Source organism: Micromonospora sp. NBC_00362, from assembly GCF_026342155.1.
Taxonomy (GTDB): domain Bacteria; phylum Actinomycetota; class Actinomycetes; order Mycobacteriales; family Micromonosporaceae; genus Micromonospora; species Micromonospora hortensis.
This window is the reverse complement of record NZ_JAPENH010000001.1, coordinates 6,670,395-6,696,137: the sequence shown is the minus strand read 5'-3', so window position 1 is coordinate 6,696,137 and position 25,743 is coordinate 6,670,395. Positions and strand designations below refer to the sequence as shown.

Genomic DNA, 25,743 nt, shown 5'->3' with positions numbered 1-25,743 from the left:
CGCGTGCTCGTCGCGTCCAGCGAGCACCTAGGCTGACGACCATGCAGGAGCAGCCCGAGCCGGCCTTCGCGCCGGGTCTGACCGCCCAGATCGAGTTGACAGTCACCGACGCGGACACCGCCCAGGCGGTCGGTTCCGGTGACGTACCCGTGCTGGGCACTCCCCGGGTGCTGGCACTGGCCGAGGCGGCCACCGTCGCGGCGACGGCGACCGGGATGCCGCCCGGTTCGACGACAGTGGGCACCCGGGTCGAGTTGGAGCACCTGGCGCCGACAGTGGTCGGCCGGACGGTCCGCGCGCAGGCGCTGCTGGCGACCGTCGACGGTCGCCGGCTGTCGTTCGAGGTCACTGTCAGCGACGGCGACCAGACGGTGGCTCGGGGCCGGGTGGACCGGATCCTGGTCGACCGGGGACGCTTCGTCGAACGGGCCGGGCGGGCGTCGTGAACGCCGGTTTCGTCGAGGTCGCCGACCGGGTGCACGTGCTGGCCGAACCGCTGCTGCGAGTCAACGTCACTCTGGTCGTCGGCGACGACGAGGCGCTACTGGTGGACACGCTCTCCTCGGCCGCCCAGGCCACCGAGCTGGCCGCTGCCGTCCGGGCGGTCACCGACCGTCCGTTGACGCTGGTCAACACCCACCACCACTACGACCACTGCTTCGGCAACGCCGTCCTGGCCGGCGACCCACCCCGCCCGGTGTACGCGCACGACCTGGCCGCCGCCGCCCTGCGCGAGGAGCCGGAGCGGCTGCGCCGGGAGGCGTACGAGGAGTTGCGCACGGAGCACCCGGCGCTCGCCGCCGAGCTGGCCGACACCCCGCTGCTCGCCCCCACGCACACAGTGCACGTCGAGACGGTCCTCGACCTGGGTGGTCGACGGGTGCTGCTGCGCCACCCGGGGCGGGGGCACACCGAGGCCGACCTGGTGGTTCACGTGCCGGACGCCGACGTGTTGGTGGCCGGGGACCTGGTGGAGCAGAGCGGCCCGCCCGCCTTCGAGGACTCGTACCCCCTGCAGTGGCCGGACGCGGTCGCGGACCTGCTGCGGCTGACCACCGCGCGCACCGTGGTGATCCCGGGCCACGGCGACCCGGTGGACGTCGACTTCGTCCGGGCCCAGCACGCGGAGCTGGCGAAGCTGGCCTGGCTGATCCGGGCCGCGCACACCGGCAGCGCCCCGCCGGAGCGGGTGGCCGCCGAGGCACCCTTCGGGGCCCACCCGGCCCTGGTCGCCGCCCACCGCGGTTACCAGGAACTGACCGGCACGGGCTAACCCGGTTCTACGCCGCGGTACGCCGCCACTGCTGGTGGGTGCCGGTGCCGCACGTCCACTGGGCCAGGCGGGCACCGTCGGTGGTGGCGGCGTTGAGCACCTCCAGGCACTTGCCGCTGTGCCGGGCGACGAGCTGCACGTACCCCGAGCCGACATCCTGTACGCGCCACTGCTGGTTGGTGCCGCCGTTGCAGCCCCACTGGATCACGCGGACCCCGTCCGCGGTAGCGGTCGCGCCACCGTTGACGTCGAGGCACTTGCCGCTGTGCACGCTGACCACCGTCTGGTAGCCGCCACCCGCGTCCTGGAAGCGCCACCGCTGGTTGGGCTGACCGTTCGCGGCCCACTGCACCATCTCGGCACCGTCGGTGGTCGCGTTGTTGTAGACGTCCAACAGCTTGCCGCTGTGCCGCGCGGCGAGGGTGTGGGTGGTCGGCACCGGCACAGTGGTGTCCGGGGTCAGCCGGTACAGCCCGGAACCGTGGGCCGCAAGCGACCGGGTGAGGGTGCCGGTCACCGTGCCGAGGGCCGCGCCGGACCACAGGTCGGTCACGGCGGCCGCTCCGATTCCGAGGTCGGCGAGGTTCACCGACACCTGCCCCGCGCTGCCGTCCCGGTTGAACAGGGCGACGTACCGATCGTCGCTGCCCGGCACGTCGGCGACCCACACCTGCCGGCTGCCACCGTAGAGCTGACGGTTGTTAGCGCTGTTCTGGTTGACCCCGATGACCGCGGCGTTGGTCATCAACGCCAGCTCCGCGGCACGGTTCTCGACCAGGTTGCCACCCCACATCAGTGGTGCCCGATTGATCGCCCAGAGTGACATCAGGGTGCGCTGCTCGTCGGGGGTCAGGTTGGAATATCGCGGCGAGCCGACCGGCCCGTACTTGGAGAGCCGGCCGATCGGGATCATGTCGGCGTCGGGCCAGGCGCCGGTGGTGCGGTACGGGGTCCAGTTGCGCAGTTGGTCGAAGAGCGCGTCCACCGACGACCAGTTGTCCCACAGGTCGTTGACGATCCGCCACATGTGCGCGTTGGCCTGGACGTGTGCGCCGCTGGCCAGCGAGGTCGGGCCGGGCGACAGGCTCAGCACCATCGGGCGGCCGCTGCGCTGGATGGCCAGTCGGTATCCCTCGACCTCCGACTGCCGGTACGTCGGGGCGGCGATGTCGTCCACCTTCACGTAGTCGACCCCCCAGGACGCCAGCAACTGGAACATCGAGTCCAGGTAGGTCTGCGCGCAGGGGTTGGACATGTTCAGGCCCCACATCAGGTTGAGCCAGTTCGCGGTGGTGGTGTTGTTGATCTGGTTGGCGCGGCAGGTGGTGCCGAGGATCGGGACGTTGTCGGCGACCGCCTGGCGGGGAATGCCGCGCATCAGGTGGACGCCGAACTTCAGCCCCTTCGCGTGGACGTAGTCGGCGAGCGGCTTGAACCCGTTCTCACCGGCGGCGGAGGGGAACCGGGTGGTGTCCGGCAGCAGCCGTCCGTTGGCGTCCATCCGGAGCCGGGGTTGCAGGTTCGCGTCCTGGTTGGGGCTGTTGTTGTGCCGACCGGGGTAGTACCAGGCCCAGTCGATCACCACGTACTCCCACCCGAACTGCCGCAGGTTGGCGCCCATGTAGTCGGCGTTGGCCCGGACGTCGGTCTCGGTGACGCTCCAGTTGAACGAGTCGTAGCTGTTCCACCCCATCGGCGGGGTGTCGGCCACCCCGTTGTCCCACGCGACTGCCCGCTCCGGCGGGTCGGCGACGACCATCCCGGCGGCCACGAGAAGCAGGGCCAAAAGGGCCGCGACGCGGCGGAACACCAGAGGTACCAGAACCACCCGCATCAGAGCCTCCCGACGATGCCCACGTTTCCATCGTGATTCATCGATGTTAACGCTCACAAACCCCGAGGTCAACCAACGCCCCCCGCCCCACCCCGCCCCCCTGCTGCCGCGATCTTGCACTTTCTGCGGCGTCAAAGACGAGCAAAGCGGACCAAACGTCGACCGAAACTGCAAGATCGGCGCGGGGTGGGGGTGGGGGTGGGCGGGGCGGGGGGTTAGGTGTTGAAGCGGTTTTGGACGGCGGCGCGGGTGGGCATGGCGGTGGCACCGCCCGGGGATTCGCAGACCAGGCCGGCGACCCGCAGCGCGAAGGCGACGCGGTCGGCCCAGCCCGACGGGACCGCCGGCTCGCCGTCGCGAAGCAGGTCGGCGATCAGCGCGGCCATCACGGAGTCACCAGCGCCGGTGGCGTCGATCGCGGTGACCTTGGGGGCGGGCACCCGGACCGGGTCGGCGTCGGCGGCGGCCAGCACCGCACCGGCCGCGCCGAGCGTCACCACCACGGTGGCCGCCCCCAACTCCCGCAGGTACGCCGCCACCCCCTCGACCGGCTCACCGGGATAGAGCAGCACAGCGTCGGCGGCACTCAGCTTGACCAGGTGCGCGCCGGCGGCGAACTCGGCCACCACCTCGCGCAGCCCTTCCAGCGCGGCCGGCCCGTTCAGCAGCCGAGGGCGGACGTTCGGGTCGAAGACCCGCAGGCCGGGGGCGAGCGACCAGGCACGGCGGGCGGCCGCCAGCGTGTCGGGTCGGAGCAGCACTATCGAGCCGCAGTAGAGCACGTCGGCACCCTCCAGCAACGCCAGGTCCAGATCGTCGGGGCCGAGCAGTCCGTAGGAGGCCGGCTCGCCGTAGAAACGGAAGTCCGGTTCGGGCCCGGCGTACGTGACCACAGCGAGCGTGGTCGGCGCGGGGACCGTGATCGCACCTGCCACCCCGACGTCGGCAGCGGTGAGGAAGTCGCGGATCCGGCCGCCCAGCGCGTCGTCACCGAGCGAGCCGACGAACTGTGCCGCACCGCCGAGTCGGGCCACCCCGACGGCGACGTTCAGCGGCCCGCCGCCGATGGCCTGCCGGTAGACCCGCTCCCCGTCGAGCTCGCTGTCGAGCAGGTCGACGAGCGCTTCACCGACCACCACCGCGTATCCCATGCCGATCCTCTCGTCGTCGCCACCGGCCGCCGGTCGCCGAGCCGATCTCCGTGGCACCAGGCTGGCACAGCGCGCGCCCCGATGGGCGCCGAAGGCCAGGCACCGACGTGCGCGCTACCCCGGCTGGTGGATCGGCCCGTCGAGCACCGCGAGGGAGCGGCCGGTACCGCCCCACCGGGCCGCGACGATCTCCGCGGCCACACTCACGGCGGTCTCCTCGGGGGTACGACCACCGAGATCCAACCCGATCGGGGAGGCGAGCCGGGCGAGCTGCGCCGGGCTGAGCCCCGCCTCGCTCAGCAGCTTGTGTCGCTCGTCGTGGGTGCGCCGTGAGCCCATCGCGCCGACGTACGCCAGCGGGTGGCGCAGCGCCAGCTCCAGCAACGGCACGTCGAACCTGGGGTCGTGGGTGAGCACGCACAGCACCGTCCGCTCGTCGAGCCGATCGGCCGCCAACTCGGTACGCAGGTAGCGGTGCGGCCACTGCACCACCACCTCGTCCGCCTCGGGAAAGCGTCGCGCGGTGGCGAAGACCGGCCGGGCGTCGCAGACGGTGACCCGGTAGCCGAGGAACGCGCCGATCCGGGCCACCGCGGCGGCGAAGTCGATCGCCCCGAAGACGATCATGCGGGGCGGGGTGGCGTACGCGGTCACGAAGAGGCTGACGCCGCCGCCTCGGCGCTGCCCGTGGTACCCGTACCGGAGCATTCCGCTGCGTCCGGCGGCGAGCAGCCCGAGAGCGTCGGCGCTGGCGGCGTCGTCGAGCCGGTCGTCGCCGAGCGAGCCGACGGACCGTTGGCCGGTCAGCACCAGCCGACGGCCACGCCGTCGGGCCGGGTCGGTCGGTCCGGCGCCCGGAGAGGTGCCGGCATCGGCGGGTGGATCGTCGTTGGCGTCGGCGGCCACGCAGGTGACGATCGCCGCCGGGCGGCCGCTGCGGCGGGCTGCGGCGACCGCGTCCAGAGCCGGCAGGGCGCTCGCGTCGACGCGCTCCACGAACACGTCGAGGATGCCGCCGCAGGTCAGGCCCACGGCGTACGCGTCGTCGTCGCTGATCCCGTAGCGGCACAGCTCGGGTTGGCCGGTGTCGAGCACACGACGGGCCCGTTCGTAGAGATCCGCCTCGACGCAGCCTCCGGAGACACTGCCGGTGACGGTGCCGTCGGTCGCGACCACCATGGCGGCGCCGGGTGGCTGCGGGGCGGAGTGCCAGGTGGCCACCACTGTGGCCAGCGCGACCGGCTCGCCGTCGCGGCACCGGCGGTGCACCTCGTCGAACACGTCCGGCACCGGCTGCCGCCTCTCCGTTCCCGCTCCCCGTACGCAGGATATGGCGTTCAACGACGACCGGCGGGTGTTCTCATGCATCGAGGAATGCCTATTGCGCTCGGCCGCCCGGCGTGATGGGATGACGCATACCGGGCGGTGCGAGGGCTGCGGGCGCCCCCCGGTTGCCGGGTTGGTTAGACGCGAGGGCACCGGTCCCGGACAGGACCGTCGACGGCGCACGTCCACTGGCTGTTTTCCGCCGGGGCACGTCGCCGTGATCGTCGCACCGCTCACGACAGCGAGGCGATCACGCCACATCCCACCCGATTGCGGCGGGGCGGCTCATCCAGCGCCCCTCGCGAGTCAGGAGAACCCGTGAACCGTTCCCGTATGGCCGTATTGCTCACCGCGGCCACGACCCTCGCGCTGGGCGCAGTCGCCCTGGCGTCCAACCCTCAGCCGGCCGCCGCGCACGGCGCGGCGATGACGCCGGGCAGCCGCACGTACCTGTGCTGGCAGGACGGCCGCAGCCAGACCGGTGAGATCAGGCCGAACAACCCCGCTTGCTCCGCGGCCGTGGCCCAGAGCGGGGCGAACTCGCTGTACAACTGGTTCAGCGTGCTGCGCTCCGACGCTGGCGGCCGGACCACCGGCTTCATCCCGGACGGGCAACTGTGCAGCGGCGGCGCAACCGGTTTCCGCGGCTACGACCTGCCGCGCACCGACTGGCCGCTGACCCACCTGACCGCCGGGGCGCGGTTGGACTTCAAGTACAGCAACTGGGCGCACCACCCGGGCACGTTCTACTTCTACGTCACCAAGAACAGCTGGAGCCCGACCCGGGCGCTGGCCTGGAGTGACCTGGAGGAGCCGTTCCTGACGGTGACCAACCCGCCGCAGCGCGGCTCGGTCGGCAGCAACGACGGGCACTACTACTTCAGCGGCAACCTGCCGTCGGGTAAGAGTGGCCGGCACATCATCTACTCCCGCTGGGTCCGCTCGGACTCGCAGGAGAACTTCTTCGGCTGCTCCGACGTGACCTTCGACGGCGGCAGCGGCCAGGTCACCGGTGTGGGCCCGGGCGGTACGCCGACCGACCCGACCGATCCGCCGACCGATCCGCCGACCGACCCGACGGATCCGCCGACCGACCCGACCACCCCGCCGCCGTCCGGCGGTGACTGCATGGCCACCTACAAGGTGTCCAGCACCTGGCAGGGCGGTTTCCAGGGCGATGTCACGATCATGAACCACGGCAGTACGCCGTTCTCCGGTTGGACAGCGAACTGGACCTGGCCCAACGGGCAGGCGATCAGTCAGATCTGGGGTGCCACCCAGACATCGTCCGGCTCGACGGTGACGGCGACGAACGTCGGTTACAACGGCACAGTCGCACCGAACGGCACCACAACGTTCGGCTTCCTAGCGAGTTCCACAGGAACCAACGGGCTCCCCACAGTCACCTGCGCCCGCCGCTAACACCCACCACCACCACCTGCCCCACCCCGAAATGATCAAGAGGTTTGCGTCACCGGAAACGCTCCGGATGACGCAAACCTCTTGATCAACAGGGTGGGGCAGGGGTCTGCGGGGTGGGGCAGGGTCTGTGGGGTGGGGCAGGGGTCAGCGGACCATGGAGCCGACCACCGGCTTGGTGAGCAGGGCGGACTGGTTGCGCTGGATTCCCGGGTCGAGGGTCTTGGCCACGAAGATCGCGTGCCAGATGCAGAAGATCAGCACGGTCCACACCTTGCGGGAGTGGTCGGCCTCCTCCCGCTTGTGCTCGTCGAGCAGCCGCAGCGCGTACGACAGGTCCAGCAGGTCACCCGCGCCCGAGGTGCTGAGCACGTGCCGGGCCCACTCGTACATCTCGCCGCGCAGCCAGACCCGGGTGGGGGTCGGGAAGCCCAACTTCTTGCGGTTGACGATGGCCGGCGGCACGACACCCTGCAACGCCTGACGCATCGCGTACTTGGTGGCGTCGGAGCGCGGCGGCAGCTTCAGATCGACCGGGATCTTCGCCGCGACGTCGAAGACCTCACGGTCGAGGAACGGCACCCGCACCTCCAGCGAGTGCGACATCGAGATCCGGTCGGCCTTGACCAGGATGTCGCCGCGCAGCCAGGTGTAGAGGTCGACGTACTGCATCTTGGTGACGTCGTCGAGCTCGGTGCACTCAGCATAGATCGGGGCGGTGACGTCGGTGTAGCGCACCGAGGGGTCGTAGCGGCGCATCAGGTGCTGCTTCTCCTCCTCGGTGAACATCCGGGCGTTGCCGTAGTAACGCTCCTCGATCGGAGTGGTGCCACGCTCCAGGAAGCTCTTGCCCTTGACCCCCTGCGGGATCGCCTTGGAGACCGCGCGCAGCCCCTTCTGCACACCGCCGGGCAGACCGTTGACGGTGCCCAGCGACAACGGCTCCCGGTAGATCGTGTAACCGCCGAAGAACTCGTCCGCGCCCTCACCGGAGAGCACAACGGTGACGTGCTCGGCGGCCTTCTTGGCCACGAAGTAGAGCGGCACCAGCGCCGGGTCGGCCACCGGGTCGTCCAGGTGCCAGACGATCTTCGGCAGCGCGTCGATCATGTCCTGCGGACCGATCTTGGTGGGAATCGTGGTGACGTCGAGGTGCCGGGCCGAATCCTGGGCGACGTCGATCTCCGAGTAACCCGGCACGTCGTAGCCGACGGTGAAGGTCAGGATGTTCGGGTTGAACTCCCGCGCCAGCGCCACCACCGCTGTGGAGTCGATGCCACTGGACAGGAACGAGCCGACCGGCACGTCGGAGCGCATGTGCATGCGCACGCTCTCCCGCAGCGTCTCGCGGATCTCGTGGTAGAGCTTCTGCTCGTCGTCGACCGGCGCCGGCCGGAACACCGGCCGGTACCACCGGCGCACGTCGATCCGGCCGCCCGGGGTCCAGTTCAGGTACTCCCCGGAGCCGATCCGGCTGATGCCCTTGTGCAGGGTGCCGGGCTCGGGGACGTACTGCAGGGTCAGGTAGTGGCTCAGGTTCGCCGTGTCGACGCCCGCGTCGCCCTGGTAGTTGCTGTGCGCGAACGGCAGCAGCGCCTTCTTCTCCGAGGCCAGATAGAGGCCGTCGGCGGTCTCCAGGTAGTGCATCGGCTTGATGCCGAAGTAGTCGCGGGCACCGAACGCCCGGCGCTCCTGCCGGTCCCAGATGACGAAGGCGAACATGCCCCGAAGTCGGGTGAGCACCTGCTCACCCCAGAAGTGGTAGCCCGCGACGATCACCTCGCCGTCACCGGCGGTGGCGAACTGGGCACCGAAGTTTCTGATCAGCTCCTCGCGCAGCTCGATGTAGTTGTAGATCTCGCCGTTGAAGGTCAGCAGGTAACGGCCGTTCGCGTAGGGCAGTGGCTCGTGACTCGACGCGACGTCGATGATGGCCAGCCGCTTGTGGGCGAACACGCCGTCCGCGTACCGGCCGGAGGCGTCGCCGACCACCTCGACCCCTGTCTCGTCGGGGCCGCGGTGGTGCAGGCATTCCAACGCTCCGGCGATGTGGTCGCGATGCGCGGCGGCGTTGCCGTTCGCGCTGAAGAAGGCCAGAAGTCCGCACATGGTGGCCATCTTTCCACGCGCGCTGTCGGCCCTCGCAGCCGTCCGTCGATCCACCCGACTCACAGGGGGCGTCAGCGCCAACCGGACGCGCGGTACCGTCGGGACCAGCAACGAAGCGGAGGGAGCGGCGCAATGACCGAGGGACAGACCGACGGTACGCCGACGGACGGTACGGAATCGCACGATCCGGACTTCCCGGAGGCGTTCCTGTCCTTCATGCGGCAGGGCTGGAGCGACACCGCGCTTCCCGTGACGCCCCGCCCGGAGACGCCCAACTACGCCAAGCGGCGGGCGGCCCTCTCGGCGGCCTTCCCCGGCGAGACCCTGGTGATCCCCACCGGCACCGAGAAGGTCCGGGCCAACGACACCGACTACCCGTTCCGGCCGGGCAGCGACTTCGCCTACCTGACCGGCGACCACGACGCCGACAGCGTGCTGGTGCTGCGCCCGAACGGCTCGGGGCACGACGCGACGCTGTACATGCGGCCCCGGTCCTCCCGGGAGACCGACGAGTTCTTCCGCAGCCGCAACGGCGAGCTGTGGGTGGGCCGGCGGCACACCCTCGGCGAGAAGTCGACCGAGCTGGGCCTGCCCACCGCCGACCTGACCGGCCTGGAGGCGACGCTCGCCGACCTGGCTCCGGGGCGTACCCGGGTGTTGCGCGGTTTCGACGCCCAGGTGGACGCGGCCGTCCGCCAGTACGACGGGCCCCGCGCCGAGGGCCAGCCGGCCCGGGACCGCGAGCTGGCGATCGCCGTCTCGGAGATGAAGCTGGTCAAGGACGAGTGGGAGATCGGCCAACTCCAGGACGCGATCGACGCCACCGTACGCGGCTTCGAGGACGTCGCCCGGATCCTGCCGGCCGACCGGGCGGTCTCCGAGCGGCTGCTGGAGGGCGTCTTCGCGCTGCGGGCCCGCCACGACGGCAACGACGTCGGGTACGGGTCGATCGTCGGTGCCGGCGAGCACGCCACGATCCTGCACTGGGTGCACAACCACGGCGCCACCCGACCGGGTGACCTGCTGCTGATGGACATGGGCGTCGAGGGCCGCAACCTCTACACCGCCGACGTCACCCGGGTCCTGCCGGTGAGTGGCCGGTTCACCGCGCTACAGCGCCAGGTCTACGACATCGTGTACGCCTCGCAGCAGGCCGGCATCGAGGCCATCCGCCCCGGGGTCAAGTTCAAGGACGTCCACCTGACCTGCATGCGGGTGCTCGCCGAGGGCCTGTCCGAGTTGGGTCTGCTGCCGGTGAGCGTGGACGAGGCGATGGACGAGAAGTCGACCGTCTACCGGCGGTGGACGCTGCACGGCTTCGGCCACATGCTCGGCATCGACGTGCACGACTGCTCCAACGCCCGCAAGGAGACCTACCGCGACGGCGCGCTGGGCGAGGGCTACGTGCTCACCGTCGAGCCCGGTCTGTACTTCCAGCCGGAGGACGAGCTGGTCCCCGCCGAGCTGCGCGGTGTGGGCATCCGGATCGAGGACGACGTGCTGGTCACCGCGACCGGCGCGGTCAACCTGTCGGCCGGGCTGCCCCGCACCTCCGACGAGGTGGAGACCTGGCTGGCCGAGCAGCGCGAAGCCGGCCCCCGCCTGCCCGGCTGAGCCGGCTGTTCTGCCGGGGCTGACGGATCAAGCCCCGCTCCCTGGCCCGCCCACCCCTGGCCGCCCGCCCCTTCTTGAGGGGCTGGCGGCCAGGGGTTTCTGTCGTGATCCGCCGAGGGGGCCGGCACCGTTCGGTGTCTGCGCTGCACGGGCCCTTTCTGCCGGCCCGGACTGGATGGCCGCCCTCGCCTGACCTGCGCCAAATGCGTGGTTGTCTCGGATAAGTCCGCATCGCGAAGATGGTTCTCATACGGTGTGGATCAGAGGCTACAACCCATTTGTAGCTGGTCGTGGCGCCTGGGGCGGTGCGATCCCGTCTGGTAGCAGGAAAGGGCGGAAGGCTCTGATGTCCAACGACGTAACGAGTACCGACGGCGGGGCCTCGACGGCTCCGCCAACACGGCGAAGGCGAGCGCTCTGGGTCGCCGGCGTAGCCGGGCTGACCGGCGTGGTCGGCCTGGCAGCCCTCGGCGGCGTCGCCGCTCGGGACGACAAGCCGAAGGCCGACCAGGTGTCGGACGCGCAGCCGTCGACCAACCGGCAGAACGCCAGCGACGACGGCGGCGCGGACAAGGGCGGCGCCAAGGACGACGGCGGTCAGGACGACGACTGGAGCGGCGACGACTGGAGCGGCTTCGACGACCGGTCCGGCAAGAATGGCAAGGACCGCGAGGACGGCAAGGACGGCAAGGACGACGAGAAGGACCGCACCAAGCAGATCCCGTGCGACTCCGACAAGCTGATCCAGGCGATCACGTTCGCCAACAACGAGAACGGCGGCGTGTTGGAGCTGGCCAGGGGCTGCACCTACACCCTGACTCGCAACCAGGACGGCAACGGCCTCCCGGTGATCACCGAGCACATCACCCTCAAGGGTGAACACACCACCATCGGTCGCGAGGCCACTGCCGACTACTTCCGCATCCTCAACGTCGGCGCTGGCGGGCACCTCACTCTCAAGGGCCTGAGCATCAGGGGTGGCCAGACCCTCCAGTCCCCGATGACCGCCGACCCGGCGACGGTCTGGGCGCCGTACTCGGCCCAGGTCCGCTCGACCGTGGCCCAGCCGCCGGCAGCGGCGGCGCCCGCCGCGAAGTCGGCGATCGCTGCCGCGCCTGGAGCCAAGCCAGCGGCAGCGAAGCCGGCAGCAACCGCCGCCAAGCCGGCCGCGAAGACCGCCGCAAAGGCAGCGCCCGCAAAGGCCACAGCCAAGGCAGCGCCCGCAAAGCCGGCCGCGAAAGCAGCGCCGGCCAAGCCCGCAGTGGCAGCAACCAAGGCCGCCCCGACTGCCACCAAGGCCGCCACTGCCAAGCCGGTAGCCGCGGCGGCGAAGCCGGTGAGTGCCGGTACGGCGGTCGTGCCGCTGGTCGAGCAGCCTGGGTTCACCGACGGCGCCGGGGTGCTGGTGCAGCCCGGTGGTCGCGCGGAGATCCTGGACAGCGAGTTGCTCTACAACCAGTCCGGCGGCAACGGCGGCGGCCTGGCCAACTTCGGCAGCACCAGGCTCAGCAAGACGACTGTCGCGCACAACACCGCCTTCTTCTTTGGCGGCGGCATCTTCAACGCTGGCGTACTCCAGGTCGACGAGTCGAAGATCAAGGACAACACCGGCATCATCGGCGGCGGCGGCATCTCCAACGGCGCTGCCGACATCTTCACCGAGAACGTCGACGGCGGCTCGGTCTGGGTCTACAAGAGCGAGGTCACCGACAACGAGACGCTCGGCTTCGGCGGCGGCGTACTGGATGTCGAGGGCACCACGACGTTGCACCAGACGACGGTCAGTGACAACACCGCGCTGCTCGACGGTGGTGGCGTCGCGGTGGTCGACAGCCAGCTCAACCTCAAGGACGCCACGGTGGTCAGGAACAGCGCCGGTCGCTCGGGTGGCGGCCTGGCCGTGACCAACGACAGCGTTGCGACGATCGAGAACAGCAGGATCAACGACAACACCGCGGGCTTCTCCGGCGCCGGCCTCTTCAACGAGGAGAGCGTCACCACGCTGCGCGACAGCGAGGTGTCGGGCAACCGGGCCGTCGGTCCGTTCGGCCGCGGCGGCGGCATCCTCAACACCGAGGGCGGCAAGGTCACGCTCCACCGGACGAAGGTGGCGCACAACTTCTCCACCCTTGAGCCGGGGGGCATCTTCAACAGCATCGGCGGCACCGTGACGCTGGACGACGAGTCCGCTGTCACTGCCAACCGCCCGACCAACTGCTTCAACGTTTTGGACTGCTTCGCCTGATCGGGTGGGGCTGAACCACATAAAACGCCCCTCCGAGCCGTCACGGCTCGGAGGGGCGTACCCATTTGGGCAGGTCAGGAGCGTGCAGGCCGGCTTGGGGGCCGGTGTGTCGGTCCGGGCCCCGCTGGGGGCAACATGAACCGAATGTGGGCTTCTCTCGGATAAGCCCGCGAGGCGAGGAACCTTCTCATACGGTGGTTTTGGGAGCTACAACCGATTTGTAGCAGGGGACACCCGTCTGACGGCGGCGACCCTGTCTGGTACGAGGAGAGGGCAGAGAGCTCCGATGTCCAACTACCTAACGAACAACGAAGCCTCCGGGCGGGCGACGGCCAAGAGCCGCCGCAAGCTCTGGCTCGCCAGTGGCGTGGCCGGTTTGACGGGCGTGATCAGTCTCGCGGCGGTGGGCGTCGCGGGCAGCGCCGGAGCGGTCGGCTTGAACTGGAACACCGCGCAGGTCAGCAAGGATGGCGACCAGCGGGGTGACGAGGCGCGCGACTGGGACAAGGACGAGGACCGGAACAAGGACCGGGACAAGGACAAGGACCGGGACAAGGACCACGAGCGCGGGAAGGAGGTGCCCTGCGACACCGACAAGCTGATTCAGGCGATCGTGTTCGCCAACAACAAGCACGGCGGTGTGCTGGAGCTGGCCAAGGGCTGCACCTACAACCTGACCCGCAACGACTACGAGGGCAACGGCCTGCCGGTCATCACCGAGCGGATCACGCTCAAGGGCGAGCACACCACGATCTCTCGGGAAGCCACGGCGGACTACTTCCGCATCCTCAACGTGGGGGCCGGTGGTCACCTCACCATCAAGGGCCTGACCATCAAGGGTGGCCAGACCCTCGAACTGGAGAACGGTGTGGAGCCGGCCGCGGTCTGGGCGGCCTACTCGGACTCCGAGGCGCTCGCCGCGCAGGTGAAGGCGGGCACCCCGTTGGCCCAGGCGCTCACCGCGCGGCAGGCCAACCCGAAGGCGGGCCTGAAGGCCGCGCCGAAGGTCACCCCGAAGGCCACGCCGGGCGTCGTCACGCCGCTCGTCGAGGAGCCGGAGGAGAATGACGGCGCCGGAATCCTGGTTCAGCCGGGTGGCACCGCCGAGATTCTGGAGTCCGAGGTCGTCCTGAACCAGTCGGGCGGCAACGGTGGTGGTGTGGCCAACTTCGGCACCACGAAGATCTGGCACAGCACGGTCACCCGTAACACCGCCTTCTTCTTCGGTGGCGGCGTCTTCAACGCCGGGCTGCTCAAGGTCGAGGAGTCGAAGATCAAGGACAACACCGCCGTCATCGGTGGTGGCGGTATCTCCAACGGCGCCGCGGAGATCTTCACCGACGACGTCGACGGCGGAACTGTCGAGCTGAAGAAGGCCGAGATCACCGACAACGAGACGCTCGGCTTCGGTGGTGGCTACCTCGACATCGAGGGCAACACCACGGCGTACGAGACCAAGTTCGTCTCGAACACCGCGGTTCTCGCCGGTGGCGGTCTCGCTGCGGCGGACAGCCAGCTGAACCTGCACAACGTCACTGTGGAGCGCAACAGCACCGCCGGTGTCGGTGGCGGTGTGGCCATCGCCTTCGACAGCGTGGCCACCTTCGAGAAGAGCAGCATCAAGGACAACACCGCCGGCTTCTTCGGCGGCGGGCTCTTCAACGCCGGCAGCGTCACCACGCTGCGCGACAGCGAGGTTGTCGGCAACCGGGCCGTGGGCCCGATCGGAGTCGGCGGCGGCATCTTCAACATCTTCGGCGAGGTCAACCTGTCGAAGACGAAGGTCGCCCACAACTTCTCTACCTTCGAGCCGGGCGGCGTCTTCAGCTTCTTCGGAGACGTGAACCTGGACGACAAGTCCGCCATCACCGCGAACCGTCCGACCAACTGCCTGGCCATCCCGGGCGGCACGATCGACAACTGCTTCGCCTGATCGATCACCCTCGGGTGACGACGGCGTAGCACCAGCACAACGGGCCGGCCCCCTTCCGCGAGACGCGGAAGGGGGCCGGTTCACGTCACCTCTGGACGAAGACCGCCACGCTGCGCGCCGGTACGGTGAACGTGCCCGCAGCCCGGTCGAACGAGGCGGTACGCAGCACCGGGTCGGCCGAGTCGACAAGCACCGGGTGCAGTGCCACGTCCGCACCGCGCAGTCCGGTCACCGTCTGGTCGGCCGCCGACGGCGTGCTGTTGAAGACGACTGTCAACGACTTCCACGGCCCGCCCAGCCCACTGGCGTCCAGGGTCATCGTCAGCACGCCCGGCGTCTCCTGCGCGCCGGACAGCGGGAACGCCACCCGCCGCTGGACCTGCTCGGCGGTGGCCAGCCCGAACACCGGCGACGACGCCCGGATGCGCAGCAACTCGGCGTACCGGGCATCGGTGGTGTTGATCGCCGCGCAGTCCGGCACCAGCGCCGGGTCGGCCAGCAGCGGCCTCGCGTACGACCACTTGTCCTCGTTGTCGGGCGCGGGCGGCAGACCGATGCCGAACCCGTTGCCCCGTTCACAACCCCAGCGGATCTGGTTGAACCAGTCACCGGAGTTGTACGAGTTGCGGTCCAACGACTTCGACCGCAGCCGCTCGGTGCCGGAGGTGACGAACCCGGTGCCCTGTCCCAGCACCACGGTGCCCAGCGCCAGCACCTGCATCCGCGAGCGGTCCGCCGCCGTCGTGGCCTGCGGCAGTTTGTACGCCAACGCGTCGTACAGGATCTCGTTGTCGTGCGCGTCGGCGTAGGTGACGGCCTCCCCCGGCGCGGCGGTGTAGCCGGCCGGGGAGCCGTTGTAGTCCACCTGCGCCCCGGTTACCGCACGCCCGGCGGTGTCGGTGAACCGGTAGCCGCGCAGGTTGCCGGTGAGCCCCACCTTGATCAGGTCGTGGGCGTGCAGCAGTCGGGCCTTCTGCTCGGCCGGCGACCCGTTGACCGCGTCGCCGTTCGGGTCGGTGTAGAGCCCGGAGGCGAAACCCTGCACCCGGGGGTTGGCGTCGAACGGTCCGCCACCGCGCACCGCGTCGCGCAGCCGGTCGTTGAAGGTGCCGACGCCGGTGCCGGCCATGTTGGCCTGGGTGGCCTGGACGAAACGGGCGTCGTTGGCGACCTCGCCGAAGTTCCAGCCCTCGCCGTAGAGCATGATCGCCTTGCCGTCGACGCCGTCGCGGGCGACGGTGAGCCGGTCCAGGGCCGCCCGGACGGCAAGGATGTTCGCTTTCGGGTGGTGACCCATCAGGTCGAAGCGGAACCCGTCCACCTTGTACTGCCGGGCCCAGGTGACCAGCGAGTCGACCACCAGCTTGCCCATCATGGCGTGCTCGGGGGCGGTGTTGGCGCAGCAGGTGGAGTTGGCCACAGTGCCGTCGTCCAGCAGCCGGTGGTAGTAGCCGGGCACGATCTGGTCGAGCACCGACTTCGCGTCGGTGCCGGCCGCCGACGTGTGGTTGTAGACCACGTCCATGACCACCCGCAGCCCGGCGTCGTTCACCCCGGCGACCATCCGCCGGAACTCGGTGGTCCGTGCCGCGCCGACCGGGTCGACGGCGTAGCCACCCTCCGGCACCGTGTAGTGCAGCGGGTCGTACCCCCAGTTGTAGCCGTCGGTCTCGGCGACCGCCGCCACGCACTTCTGCTGCTCGGCCGAGTCCGGAGGCAGCGCCGCCAGGTCGCAGGCCGGCTGGCGCTGGTCGGCCCGCTTCTCCGGGATCGTCGCGAAGTCGAACGCCGGCAGCAGGTGCAGGTGGGTGACGCCGGCGTCGCCGAGCGCCCGCAGATGCGTCATGCCGGCGGCCTTCGGGTCGGTGAACGCGAGGAAGGTCCCCCGCCGCTCGGCCGGCACCGTGTCGTCGGCGATGGAGAAGTCCCGCACGGACAGCTCCGTGATCTGTGCCTTCGCGGGCGGCACCGGTGCCGGTTTGCGCAGCGTGCGCCACCCGGGGGGTGCCAGCGCACTGTCGTTCAGGTCGACGAGCTGGCTGTGCGTGGAGTCCGCGGCGAGGGCCACCGAGTACGGGTCGGTGACCGCCGCGGTGACGATCCGCTGCGCCGCCGGCTGCCACGCCCGCACCTCGTACCGGTAGAACCTGCCGGTCCAGGTGTGGTCGCCGCGCACCGACCAGACGCCGGTGCGGTCGTCGCGGCGCATCGGCACCGTCTTCGGCGCGGCGGCGGGCGAGTCGAACAGGAGCAGGCGCACGCTCTGGGCGGTCGGCGCCCACAGCGCGAGGCTCGGCGTCCGCCCCGCGAACGTGGGCCCGAGGGTGGCGTTGGCCGCCCGGGAGTAGACGTCGTCGAGCACGCCGGGGATCTGCACGCCGGTCGCGGCGAGCAGCGCACCCTCGGCGTCGCGTTCGGTGACCAGCAGCTGCCCCCGCAGCGCCGCCGGGACCTTGGCCAGGTCCGCCCGGTCCAGGGCGAAGCTACGGTACGACCACAGGTGCGGGAACCTGTCGCGTTGGGCCTCGGTGAGCCCGTTGCGCTGCGCCCGCAACGGCACCGTGGTGTACGTGCCGGTCAGCTCGCCGTCGACCACGCTGACCCCGCCGGTGGGCGCGGTGACCAACGCGTACGTCTTACCGTCGGTCGGTGGGGTCTGCCAGGCCACTGTGGATCTGTCGATCCAGTGCGCCTTCTGCTTGCCGATGTCGGTGTCTCCGCTGGCGGTGGTGGCCGTCGACGGCAGCAGGCGGCCCGGCGTGGCGGCGAGCAGCCACACCTCCCGGCCGGCGCTGGCGAAGTCGAGCCGCTGGTCGTCCGGCAGGTCCTTGGTGTCGCCCTGGTGGATGATGTAGTTCAGGCCGGTGGCGCCGGCCGCCAGCGGCACCCGGAACACCGCCCCGAACGCGTCGACGGACGTCGGACGCAGCGGGGCGGGCCACTCGGTCGGGTTGGCCGCGCCGTCCCACAGGTGCAGGCCCCAGCCGTCGTAGTTGCCGTCGGCCCGCCGATAGTGGAGCACTGCGGTGCCCTCCTCGACCGGCGGCTCCGGTTCACCGGCGGCCGCCTGCCTGCTCGGGTAGATCGCCGGGTCGCCCTGCTTGAGCCAGATCTCGCCGGTCCGGGTGACGTCGATGCTGCGGTCCTGGGCGACGTCCTTCGTACCAGCCTTGTCGACAACCAGGAAGTTCACCGACGTCGCGCCCGGCTTGAGTTTCACCCAGGCGAACCGGCCGTAGGAGTCCTCCCCGGCGAACGGCTGCCCCTTCGGCCATTCGGTGACGTACGCCGGGTCGATGTCCCCCCAGGCGTACAGCCCCCAGTCGTCGTACCCCCCGGCCGGGCGCTGGTAGTGCACCACCGCCCACTCCCGGGAGCTGCCCTGCGGCGGGGTCCCCACGACGGCTGTCGACCGGGCGGTGGCGGTACGGCCCCGGCCGTCGCGGACCACTGCCTTGTACTCGACAGTGGTGCCGCCGGCCAGGCCGGTCAGGTCGTGCTGCACCGTGTACGGGGCGTGGTCGGCGCTGCCCAGCAGCGTCCACCGGCCGCCGGCCACCCGCGCCGCCACGGTGACGGTGGCCAGCGGGTCCCCGGTCACCCGGGCGGTGACCGCCGCCCGGGTGGCGACCGGCGCGTCCGGAACCGGGCTGCTGATGGTGATGGTCGGCTTGTCGGCCGCCGGTGCGACGGGGTTGCCGGCCCGGTACACCGCCGCCGACAGCGGCGGCACGGTGAGGGTCAGCTCGCCGTCGTCTCCGGCTTGTTCAGTGTCTGAGCCGCCGTAGATGCCGGTGAAGGTGGCGCCGGCCGACCAGGTGTCCACCGTGACAGTCTGCGCGGTGTCGGCGTTGTTCACGGCCACCACGTACTCGGTGCGGTCGGCCGGGGCGATCCGGGAGGCGGCGAAGACGCCCGGCCCGTCGTCCGCGTACCGGGTGACCTGCACGCCGTCGCGCAGCGCCGGGTGGGCCTGGCGCAGCCGGCCCAGCTCGGCGATGGTCCGATACAGCGGGTGGGTCCTGTCGAACTGGTCGCTGGCGTGCGTGCGGTCGGTGCCGAGCAGGTCGTCGTCGAGGTAGTCGGGAACCGTCGACGCGAACATGTCCTGGCGGGCGTCCTTGTCCCCACCCGGGCCGGTGAAGCCCTGTTCGTCGCCGGAGTAGACCACCGGCTGACCCCGGGTCAGGAACATCAGCTGGTGCGCGAGCTGGTCACGGCGCAGGTGGCTGGCCGGGTCGCTGCCACCACCGGCGATGAACGATCCGATCCGGCCCATGTCGTGGTTGCCGAGGAAGGTGGTCAACCGGCCAGCGTCGGTGTCCCGGGCCGCGTAGAGGTCGTCGCGGGCGTACACGTCGGCGAGCGCCTTCGCGGAGCCGGCGCCGGCGGTGAAGCCCCGCGCGGCCTCCTGAAAGGCGAAGTCGAGGGTGGCCGGCAGGCCACCCTGGCGGACGTAGCTGGAGCTGATCTCCGGATCGGCGCTGTACACCTCGCCGAACATGAAGAAGTCCTTCTTGCCGGCCTTCTCCGCGGCCCGCTCGATGCCCTGGCTGAACTGCGGCCAGAAGTCCATGTTGACGTGCTTCACGGTGTCCAGTCGGAAGCCGTCGACGCCGGTCGCGCCGATCCAGTCCCCGTACGCCTTGGTCAGGCCCCGGACCACCTCGGGACGCTCGGTCCACAGGTCGTCGAGGCCGAAGAAGTCGCCGTACTCGCTGTTCTCGCCGGCGAAGGTGGAGTCACCCCGGTTGTGGTACAAGGTGGCGTCGTTCAGCCAGGCCGGGACCTTGACGCTCGCGTCCTTCGGCTCGGCGAAGGTCGGCGTGTACGGGAAGGACTCCTTGTCGACCGGCGGGAACGCCCGGGAGCCGTCGGCGTAGTTGCGGTCCTCGAACGCCCGGCCCTGCGCGTCGGTGTACGGCGATGTCGCCTTGTCCACGTACGCGTACTTGTCCTCGGCGTACTTGATCACGTCGGCGGTGTGGTTGACGATCACGTCGAGATAGATCTTGAGACCGCGCTGGTGGGCGAGCTTGACCAGCCGCTTCATCTCTTCCATGGTGCCGAAGTGTGGGTCCACCTGGGTGAAGTCGGTAATCCAGTAACCGTGGTAACCGGCCGAGATGTCGTTACCGGCGCCCTGCACCGGTCGATTCTTGAAGATCGGGGCAAGCCAGATGGCAGTGGTGCCCATCCCCTGGATGTAGTCCAACTTGTCGATGACGCCCTTGAGGTCGCCGCCGTGGTAGAAGCCCTTGTCGGTCGGGTCGAGGCCGGTCCGCAACCGGTCGCCGGTGAGGCCGCCCCGGTCGTTGCGGGGGTCTCCGTTGGCGAACCTGTCCGGCAGGACGAAGTAGAACTGCTCGGCTCGGGCGGAGTTGCCGCCGGCCTTCAGCAGCGCCTCGGCGGTGGGTTCGGCACGCCACTGGGCCGCGCCGCCGATCGCGAGTGGGGCGCCGTCGGACGGCCGGGGGCTCGCGGCGGCGGGGTGCACGGCGACCGGAGCGCCGACGAGCGTGACGGTGAGCAGGGAGGCAAGGGCCAGCAGGGCAGTGCGCGGTATCGGCGGGGGTTTCATCGACGCCTTCCTCTGGTCGCTGATTGGCCGCACGCTAACCCTTGCCGAAACATTCTGCAATACCTTGCAAACATGGTCGCAACACAGCAACATCCTTGCGGAAGTTGCGCTCAGAGCCCGCTGCAGCGGGCACCATCCACCGTGCACTCCCGTGGCGTGCTGGACGCCCGCTCCAGATGGAACCGCAACGACACCGAACCACCGGGCGACACGTCGACCCCGCTGACGTACGTGAAGCCGTCATCGGACTGACGGATCGTTCCCTGCGGAACGCCCTCCACCCACGCGGTCACCAGCCGTCCACCCAAGAACTGCAACCGCACCGTCCAACCACGGCTCCGGGTGGACGTGTTGACCATCGCCACCTCGCCGATGAAACCCCCGTCGAAGCTCTGCACCACCCGGTACCGCCCGGTCATCGCCGGCTGCCCGGACGCGGCCCGGCTCGGCGACCGCGTCGCCGTCGGCTTCCCGATCGGACCGGCCGTCGGGTCGGCCGATGGTGACCCGGACCCGGCCGCGACGCTCGGCGGCAGCCCGCTCGCACGGCCGGATATCCCCGGCAGCACCGGCGCCGGAGACGGCACCGAGGTGGGCACGCTCGGCGCCGCCACCGCGGACGGCACCGGCAGTGCCGGCGGTCGCGCGCCGTCCGGCGCGGGGCTACGTCCCCGGTAAGCGCCCAGGGCCACGATGAGCAGGACCACCATCACGACGACACCGGCGCCCACCACGATCCAGGGCGACGTCGCGATCGCCACCGGACCGTGTGGCGGGCGCGGAACACGGCGCATGCCGGACATGTACCTCCTTCAGCGGACCGTCCGCGCAGCGTAGCGATCGACGGCCCGACCCGAAAAGCCTTGGCGGTGCGGCGGTGCGGCGGTGCGGCGGTGCGGCGGTCACGCGGCGCCGGGCGGCTTAGCGGCGCCGGGCGGTCTAGCGGCGGGGCGGCGGAACGCTGGCTCAGCCGATGCGGCAGTCAACCCCGTTGACAGTGCACTTGACCGGTCGCTGCGCCGAGTCATTCCAACCGACGCGCAGCCGCAGCGTCCGAGAGTCACCCGCATCCAGCGAACGGGTGCCGCGCAACACGAACTCCCCGTGCCCGCGCCCTCGCACCGAGACGCCCGAGTCATCACCCACTCGCAGAGCCCAGGTGTCATCGTCGAACACCAACTCCACCTGCCAGTCCATCGACCGACTCGACTCGTTGGCGATCGCCAGCACCGCCGCGTCGCCGTCCCAGCCGTCCGATCCGACCTCGTACCGGGCGCTGACCGTGTCCTCCGCCGACGGCGCCATCAGGACGCTGGTCCGCCCCGGAGTCGGCGAGCCGGTGACGGTGGCCCGCGGTGACGGCGTCCGGCTACTACGGGACGGTCGCGGCGACACCGAGCGTCGCTCCACAGCGGCCGGAGTCGGTCCCCCGGTTGCCGACGCGGCGGCCGGCACGGTCGGCAGGAACGCCGGAGGCGCGGCCTGCGGCGGCGCGTCCCGCTCCCTGGTCCGGAACGACAACAGCGCGATCACCAGGAGCACCACCAGCGCGCACACACCGAGCAGCACCACGATCCACGGCACCGACGCCAACACCCGAGCCGCCCGCGAATCTGCCACACCGTCCGGCCGCACCGCCATCAGGTCTCCCCTCGTCCCCCACCGACGCGACAGCGTAGCCAGCGCCGCACGAACCGGAAACCGGGCGGGTACGGATCGGGCCGACCGGCCCCCGTCGGTCAGCCCGTCCGGACGACGGTGCAGATCAGTGGTCCGTCATCGGTGATGCGCAGCAGGTAGCGGTACCGCTCCCCCGGCACCGCCTGCCCCCGACTGTCCAGGAACTCCCACTCCACCGCCACCATCGTCAACAGCGCGGACACGGGCTGCACGTCGTCGATCTGGGCGTGGGCCGCGACCAACTCCCGGTCCTGGTAGTCGGGTGCGGCGCCCACGAAGGACAGCGCCACCGCCGCCGCGGACGTGAACGAGAAGCTGTAGGTGTCGGCCACCACCAGGCCCGGCAGGGCGTAGCAGCCGGCGATGGCCGGCAGGTCGCCGGAGGTCAACGCCACGCCGTACCGGTCGAAGAAGTCGGCCAACGTGTCAAGATCCGTGGAGGCGTTCACGGTCACAGCAATTGCCGGTCACCGCCCAGGTCAAACCTCAGCGCGGCGGCACCTGAACCTCGATCTCGGAACCCAACCGGGCGTCGGCGGCCAGACCCAGGTCGTCCCCGCTCCAAAACCGCCCCGGGTCATACCAGTTCGGACGCCGACCCGCCGGCAGCAACCCCATTGCCTCATAGGTCACCGCCACCACCTCGGCGCAGTACGCCGTCTCGAGCGCCCGGTCCCGCTCCCCCGCCGACCGGGCCGGAGTGGCCGGGCCGGAGGGGTTGGCGCGGTCGGCCGGGTTGGCACGGTCGGCCGGGTTGGCACGGTCGGCCGGGTTGGCACGGTCGGCCGGGTTGGCACGGTCGGCTGGGTTGCGACGAGGTGTCTGCTGGCCGAGGCGTGCCAGCGCCGACAGCCGATCGAGGTGCGGCAGCGAGGGAAGCCGGCCGGGGCGCGGCAGCGCCGGCACCCGACCCCGCACCCAGCGCCACGCCAACTGGGCGGTTGACGGGAACGGCGTGCCGTCCAACCGCGCGATCGTCCGCAGCACCGCCCGCTCCATCTCCGCGTCGGCCGGCGGGTCGAGCTGCCGCAGCCAGGCCCGTTGGCCGTACCGGTTGGCCCAGACGCAGACCGCGTCCCGCAGGTCGTGCAGCTGGACGCCGCGTTGGTGGCCGCCCGACCACAGGTCCGGCAACGACCTGCCCAACTCCGCGTGCCACATCAACGGCGGCATGTCGTCCAGCACCACCGCCATCCCGACGTGGTTCACCGGGCTGTTGGTGGTGAACTGGATCGCCCGGTCCGGCACGCTGCGACCCCGGAACACCCACACGTCACCGGTGCGGGTCAACTCGACGGCCTCATCCAGGCTGATGCTCATGAGGGTCTAGCCTAGGCCGATGCGGCAACGAATGCGGTGGTGGAAGGTTCTCGGGCTGGCCGGGCTCGCCGGCGTCGCGGCCTCCGGTGTGGTCATCGCGCGGGCCGAGCGGCGGCGGCGCGCGTACACCCCCGAGGAGATCCGGCAGCGGCTGCTGGAGCGGCACGCCCAGGCCAGCGACGCCGCGAAACCCGGTGACCCAACCTGACCCATCGTCCTCTGTAGATTGTCCTGGGGCAGCCGGACAGGTCGATGATCGATACGATGAGACGATGACGACGCCCGTCGCACAGCGGCCCTTCGTCCTGTCCAGCCCGACCGCGCCTGTCGAACGACACGACAACGTCGACCTGCACCTGCCCACCCGCACCGGTCCCTCGCCCGCCGTCGTGGTGGTGCACGGCGCTCCGCTGCCACCCGACGCGCCCGACCCCCGTGACTGGTTGCTGTACCGCGGCTACGGCGCACTGCTCGCCGCGAGCGGCGTGGTCACCGCGCTGGTCAGCTACCAGGTGTCCGACCTGTCGGCACTGCCCGCCGCCGCCGACGACATCGCCGCGATGGTCGAGCAGGTCCGCGCCGATCCACGGGTCGACCCCGAGCGGGTCGTGCTGTGGTTCTTCTCCGGCGGCGGCCTCTTCGCGGCCGACTGGCTACGCGTCCCGCCACCATGGCTACGTGGGATCGCACTGACATACCCGCTGCTCGTCCCGTTCCCCGGCTGGGACGTCGACGCTCGGTTCCTGCCGGTCGAGGCACTCAGCTCCGGCGCAGGCGTGCCACTGGTGCTGACCCGCGCCGGCCAGGACATCCCGCCGGTCCTGGCCGGCATCGACGCGTTCCTCCCCGCAGCGACCGCCGAGGGCTGGCCGATGCAGGTGATCGAGGTGCCGGACGGCCAGCACTCCTTCGAGATTCTCAACCACGGCCCGCAGTCCGAGGCAGCCGTCCTGGCCGCCCGCGACGCGGTCCTGAAGCTGCTCGACGCCGGCTGACCCACCCCGCCGGCCGAACGCCCTCTCCACGCGCGGAGGCGCAGGTTTCCGTCGGTGCCGCATCAGATTGGGGATCTCCCGCACCCGAGGTTCGCCGCCGTACGACGATCGTCAGAGAGCCGATCGGTGGTGGGGGGTGAGAGGTGCGCGGCAGACGTCGGGGCGCCCGACCGGCGGAGAGTGCGCTGCGCGAGGGCCGAGAGGCCTATGAACGTCTTCGCACCTACCTCATCCTCGCGGTGCAGGCTGGTGTGGCCGCCGGGTTGGCCTGGTTTGTTGCCAGCGACGTGCTGCACAATCCGCAGCCGCTGTTCGCACCCGCCGCCGCGGTCGGCACCATCGCGGCGGCCGTCGGCAATCGGGCCCGTCGCACTATCGAACTTCTCGCCGGGGTGATCCTGGGCGTTCTGGTTGGAAACGGCATCATAAGGTTCATCGGGGCGGGACCAATACAGACCGGCGTGGTCGTGGCCCTGACCATTTCGGCGGCAGCCGTCTTCCGGGGCACCGGAGCGGTCATGGTGCAGGCGGGAAGCACCGCCGTCCTACTCGGCACGGTCTCTCCGGACCGGCCGGACCTGGCCGTGCCCCGGACGGCGAATGCGCTGGTCGGCGTGGTGGTGGCCATCGTGGTGGCCTTGCTGATCCTGCCGCTGAATCCGGTGCGGATCGTGCACCGCGCCGCTGGTCCGACAGTCGATGCCATCGCCCGGGAGATGACCGCCATCGCCAATGCGCTGGCTCACCGCGACGCGCGACAGGCCGAGGAGGCCCTACAGCGATTGCGTGCGGCAGAGGCGGCACGACGGAACATGGCCGACGTGGTCGCCGCAGCATGCGAAGTCGCGATCCTCTCACCGTGGCGCAGGAGGCGGCTGGGCATCATGCGTCGGTACGCGCGGGCGACCGAGCACCTTGAACTCGCCTACACCAGCAGCCGCGAGATGGTGCAGTGGGCGGTGTCGGCACTACACGCCCGGGAGACGCTGCCGGCCGGCCTCTCCACGGCGATCGAGCACTTCGGCCAGGCGTTCAGGCTCCTGCATCGTGACTTCCTGGCCGGACGGGAGCCGGACCGCGCGCGGGAGCGAGCGCTACAGGTGATCAGTGACATCAACGAGGCATGCGCCGAGGGTGTCGGGTCCTCCGGTGACGTCGTCGTCTCGCAACTGCGGGTTGTCGTCAGTCAACTGCTCCAGATCTCCGGGCTTCCCCAGACGGAGGCGAATCAGCGGGCCGGTTTGAACGCCGACGTGTGAGCGT

Annotated in this window: 18 protein-coding genes; 9 read left to right on the top strand and 9 right to left on the bottom strand. The window is 70.5% G+C overall.

Features of this window, described 5'->3' with window-relative positions; all coding sequences use genetic code 11:
* Positions 1–41 precede the first annotated feature (41 nt).
* The gene (locus OG992_RS30955) at positions 42–446 is read left to right on the top strand and encodes a thioesterase family protein (RefSeq protein WP_238682630.1); all 405 of its coding nucleotides are present in this window, start codon (positions 42–44) and stop codon (positions 444–446) included.
* Positions 443–1,273, top strand: a complete 831-nt coding sequence (locus OG992_RS30950; RefSeq protein ID WP_266304986.1) for an MBL fold metallo-hydrolase — start codon at positions 443–445, stop codon at positions 1,271–1,273. The genes OG992_RS30955 and OG992_RS30950 overlap by 4 nt, the downstream gene beginning before the upstream one ends.
* Positions 1,274–1,280: 7 nt before the next feature.
* Here the strand turns inward: OG992_RS30950 and OG992_RS30945 are convergent, their stop codons facing one another.
* The 3 genes from OG992_RS30945 to OG992_RS30935 form a co-directional block, all read right to left on the bottom strand.
* Positions 1,281–3,107: an alpha-galactosidase gene (locus OG992_RS30945; RefSeq protein ID WP_266304985.1), complete on the bottom strand. Its 1,827-nt coding sequence runs from the start codon at positions 3,105–3,107 to the stop codon at positions 1,281–1,283.
* A 215-nt stretch (positions 3,108–3,322) separates the two neighbouring features.
* On the bottom strand, positions 3,323–4,258 hold the full coding sequence (locus tag OG992_RS30940; protein ID WP_266304984.1) for a carbohydrate kinase: 936 nt from the start codon (positions 4,256–4,258) through the stop codon (positions 3,323–3,325).
* Between the two features lie 114 nt (positions 4,259–4,372).
* Positions 4,373–5,626 carry an XdhC/CoxI family protein gene (locus OG992_RS30935; protein ID WP_323181929.1) on the bottom strand — a complete coding sequence of 418 codons (1,254 nt, stop codon included), beginning with the start codon at positions 5,624–5,626 and terminating at the stop codon, positions 4,373–4,375.
* Between the two features lie 291 nt (positions 5,627–5,917).
* Between OG992_RS30935 and OG992_RS30930 the strand changes: the two genes are divergently transcribed.
* Positions 5,918–7,006, top strand: a complete 1,089-nt coding sequence (locus OG992_RS30930) for a lytic polysaccharide monooxygenase (RefSeq protein ID WP_238682686.1) — start codon at positions 5,918–5,920, stop codon at positions 7,004–7,006.
* Between the two features lie 144 nt (positions 7,007–7,150).
* Here the strand turns inward: OG992_RS30930 and asnB are convergent, their stop codons facing one another.
* Positions 7,151–9,112 (bottom strand): asparagine synthase (glutamine-hydrolyzing), encoded by a 1,962-nt coding sequence (gene asnB / locus OG992_RS30925; RefSeq protein WP_091405235.1) that lies wholly within the window; start codon positions 9,110–9,112, stop codon positions 7,151–7,153.
* Between the two features lie 132 nt (positions 9,113–9,244).
* Between asnB and OG992_RS30920 the strand changes: the two genes are divergently transcribed.
* The 3 genes from OG992_RS30920 (at position 9,245) to OG992_RS30910 (ending at position 14,904) form a co-directional block, all read left to right on the top strand.
* Positions 9,245–10,726, top strand: coding sequence for an aminopeptidase P family protein (locus OG992_RS30920; protein ID WP_266304983.1), 1,482 nt, complete (start codon positions 9,245–9,247; stop codon positions 10,724–10,726).
* Positions 10,727–11,072: 346 nt separating this feature from the next.
* Positions 11,073–12,971: a hypothetical protein gene (locus tag OG992_RS30915; protein ID WP_266304982.1), complete on the top strand. Its 1,899-nt coding sequence runs from the start codon at positions 11,073–11,075 to the stop codon at positions 12,969–12,971.
* A gap of 286 nt (positions 12,972–13,257) precedes the next feature.
* A complete protein-coding gene (locus OG992_RS30910; RefSeq protein WP_238682638.1) occupies positions 13,258–14,904 on the top strand; it encodes a hypothetical protein in 1,647 nt (548 codons plus the stop codon).
* Positions 14,905–14,989: 85 nt separating this feature from the next.
* Here OG992_RS30910 and pulA read toward each other — a convergent pair whose 3' ends face one another.
* The 5 genes from pulA to OG992_RS30885 form a co-directional block, all read right to left on the bottom strand.
* The gene (gene pulA / locus OG992_RS30905) at positions 14,990–20,485 is read right to left on the bottom strand and encodes a pullulanase-type alpha-1,6-glucosidase (protein ID WP_266304981.1); all 5,496 of its coding nucleotides are present in this window, start codon (positions 20,483–20,485) and stop codon (positions 14,990–14,992) included.
* Between the two features lie 110 nt (positions 20,486–20,595).
* Entirely contained in the window at positions 20,596–21,288 is a 693-nt protein-coding gene (locus tag OG992_RS30900; RefSeq protein WP_266304980.1) for a cellulose binding domain-containing protein, read from the bottom strand.
* A gap of 163 nt (positions 21,289–21,451) precedes the next feature.
* Complete coding sequence (locus OG992_RS30895; protein WP_266304979.1) at positions 21,452–22,126, bottom strand: hypothetical protein; 675 nt, start codon at positions 22,124–22,126, stop codon at positions 21,452–21,454.
* A gap of 98 nt (positions 22,127–22,224) precedes the next feature.
* On the bottom strand, positions 22,225–22,614 hold the full coding sequence (locus tag OG992_RS30890; protein ID WP_238682642.1) for a hypothetical protein: 390 nt from the start codon (positions 22,612–22,614) through the stop codon (positions 22,225–22,227).
* A 37-nt stretch (positions 22,615–22,651) separates the two neighbouring features.
* Positions 22,652–23,485: a hypothetical protein gene (locus OG992_RS30885; protein ID WP_266304978.1), complete on the bottom strand. Its 834-nt coding sequence runs from the start codon at positions 23,483–23,485 to the stop codon at positions 22,652–22,654.
* 19 nt (positions 23,486–23,504) lie between these two features.
* Here OG992_RS30885 and OG992_RS30880 point away from each other — a divergent pair, with 19 nt between their 5' ends.
* The 3 genes from OG992_RS30880 to OG992_RS30870 all read left to right on the top strand — a co-directional run bounded on the left by OG992_RS30880 (position 23,505) and on the right by OG992_RS30870 (position 25,739).
* A complete protein-coding gene (locus OG992_RS30880; protein ID WP_238671532.1) occupies positions 23,505–23,693 on the top strand; it encodes a hypothetical protein in 189 nt (62 codons plus the stop codon).
* A 64-nt stretch (positions 23,694–23,757) separates the two neighbouring features.
* Positions 23,758–24,480 carry a dienelactone hydrolase family protein gene (locus OG992_RS30875; protein WP_238682644.1) on the top strand — a complete coding sequence of 241 codons (723 nt, stop codon included), beginning with the start codon at positions 23,758–23,760 and terminating at the stop codon, positions 24,478–24,480.
* Between the two features lie 143 nt (positions 24,481–24,623).
* Positions 24,624–25,739, top strand: coding sequence for an aromatic acid exporter family protein (locus OG992_RS30870; protein WP_266304977.1), 1,116 nt, complete (start codon positions 24,624–24,626; stop codon positions 25,737–25,739).
* The last annotated feature ends 4 nt before the right edge of the window (positions 25,740–25,743 follow it).

Coding starts and splice junctions, on each gene's coding strand:
- OG992_RS30955 (WP_238682630.1), top strand. CDS start 42: ATGCAGGAGCAGCCCGAGCCGGCCTTCGCGCCGGGTCTGACCGCCCAG.
- OG992_RS30945 (WP_266304985.1), bottom strand. CDS start 3,107: ATGCGGGTGGTTCTGGTACCTCTGGTGTTCCGCCGCGTCGCGGCCCTT.
- OG992_RS30940 (WP_266304984.1), bottom strand. CDS start 4,258: ATGGGATACGCGGTGGTGGTCGGTGAAGCGCTCGTCGACCTGCTCGAC.
- OG992_RS30935 (WP_323181929.1), bottom strand. CDS start 5,626: ATGCATGAGAACACCCGCCGGTCGTCGTTGAACGCCATATCCTGCGTA.
- OG992_RS30930 (WP_238682686.1), top strand. CDS start 5,918: ATGGCCGTATTGCTCACCGCGGCCACGACCCTCGCGCTGGGCGCAGTC.
- asnB (WP_091405235.1), bottom strand. CDS start 9,112: ATGTGCGGACTTCTGGCCTTCTTCAGCGCGAACGGCAACGCCGCCGCG.
- OG992_RS30920 (WP_266304983.1), top strand. CDS start 9,245: ATGACCGAGGGACAGACCGACGGTACGCCGACGGACGGTACGGAATCG.
- OG992_RS30915 (WP_266304982.1), top strand. CDS start 11,073: ATGTCCAACGACGTAACGAGTACCGACGGCGGGGCCTCGACGGCTCCG.
- OG992_RS30910 (WP_238682638.1), top strand. CDS start 13,258: ATGTCCAACTACCTAACGAACAACGAAGCCTCCGGGCGGGCGACGGCC.
- pulA (WP_266304981.1), bottom strand. CDS start 20,485: ATGAAACCCCCGCCGATACCGCGCACTGCCCTGCTGGCCCTTGCCTCC.
- OG992_RS30900 (WP_266304980.1), bottom strand. CDS start 21,288: ATGTCCGGCATGCGCCGTGTTCCGCGCCCGCCACACGGTCCGGTGGCG.
- OG992_RS30895 (WP_266304979.1), bottom strand. CDS start 22,126: ATGGCGGTGCGGCCGGACGGTGTGGCAGATTCGCGGGCGGCTCGGGTG.
- OG992_RS30885 (WP_266304978.1), bottom strand. CDS start 23,485: ATGAGCATCAGCCTGGATGAGGCCGTCGAGTTGACCCGCACCGGTGAC.
- OG992_RS30880 (WP_238671532.1), top strand. CDS start 23,505: ATGCGGCAACGAATGCGGTGGTGGAAGGTTCTCGGGCTGGCCGGGCTC.
- OG992_RS30875 (WP_238682644.1), top strand. CDS start 23,758: ATGACGACGCCCGTCGCACAGCGGCCCTTCGTCCTGTCCAGCCCGACC.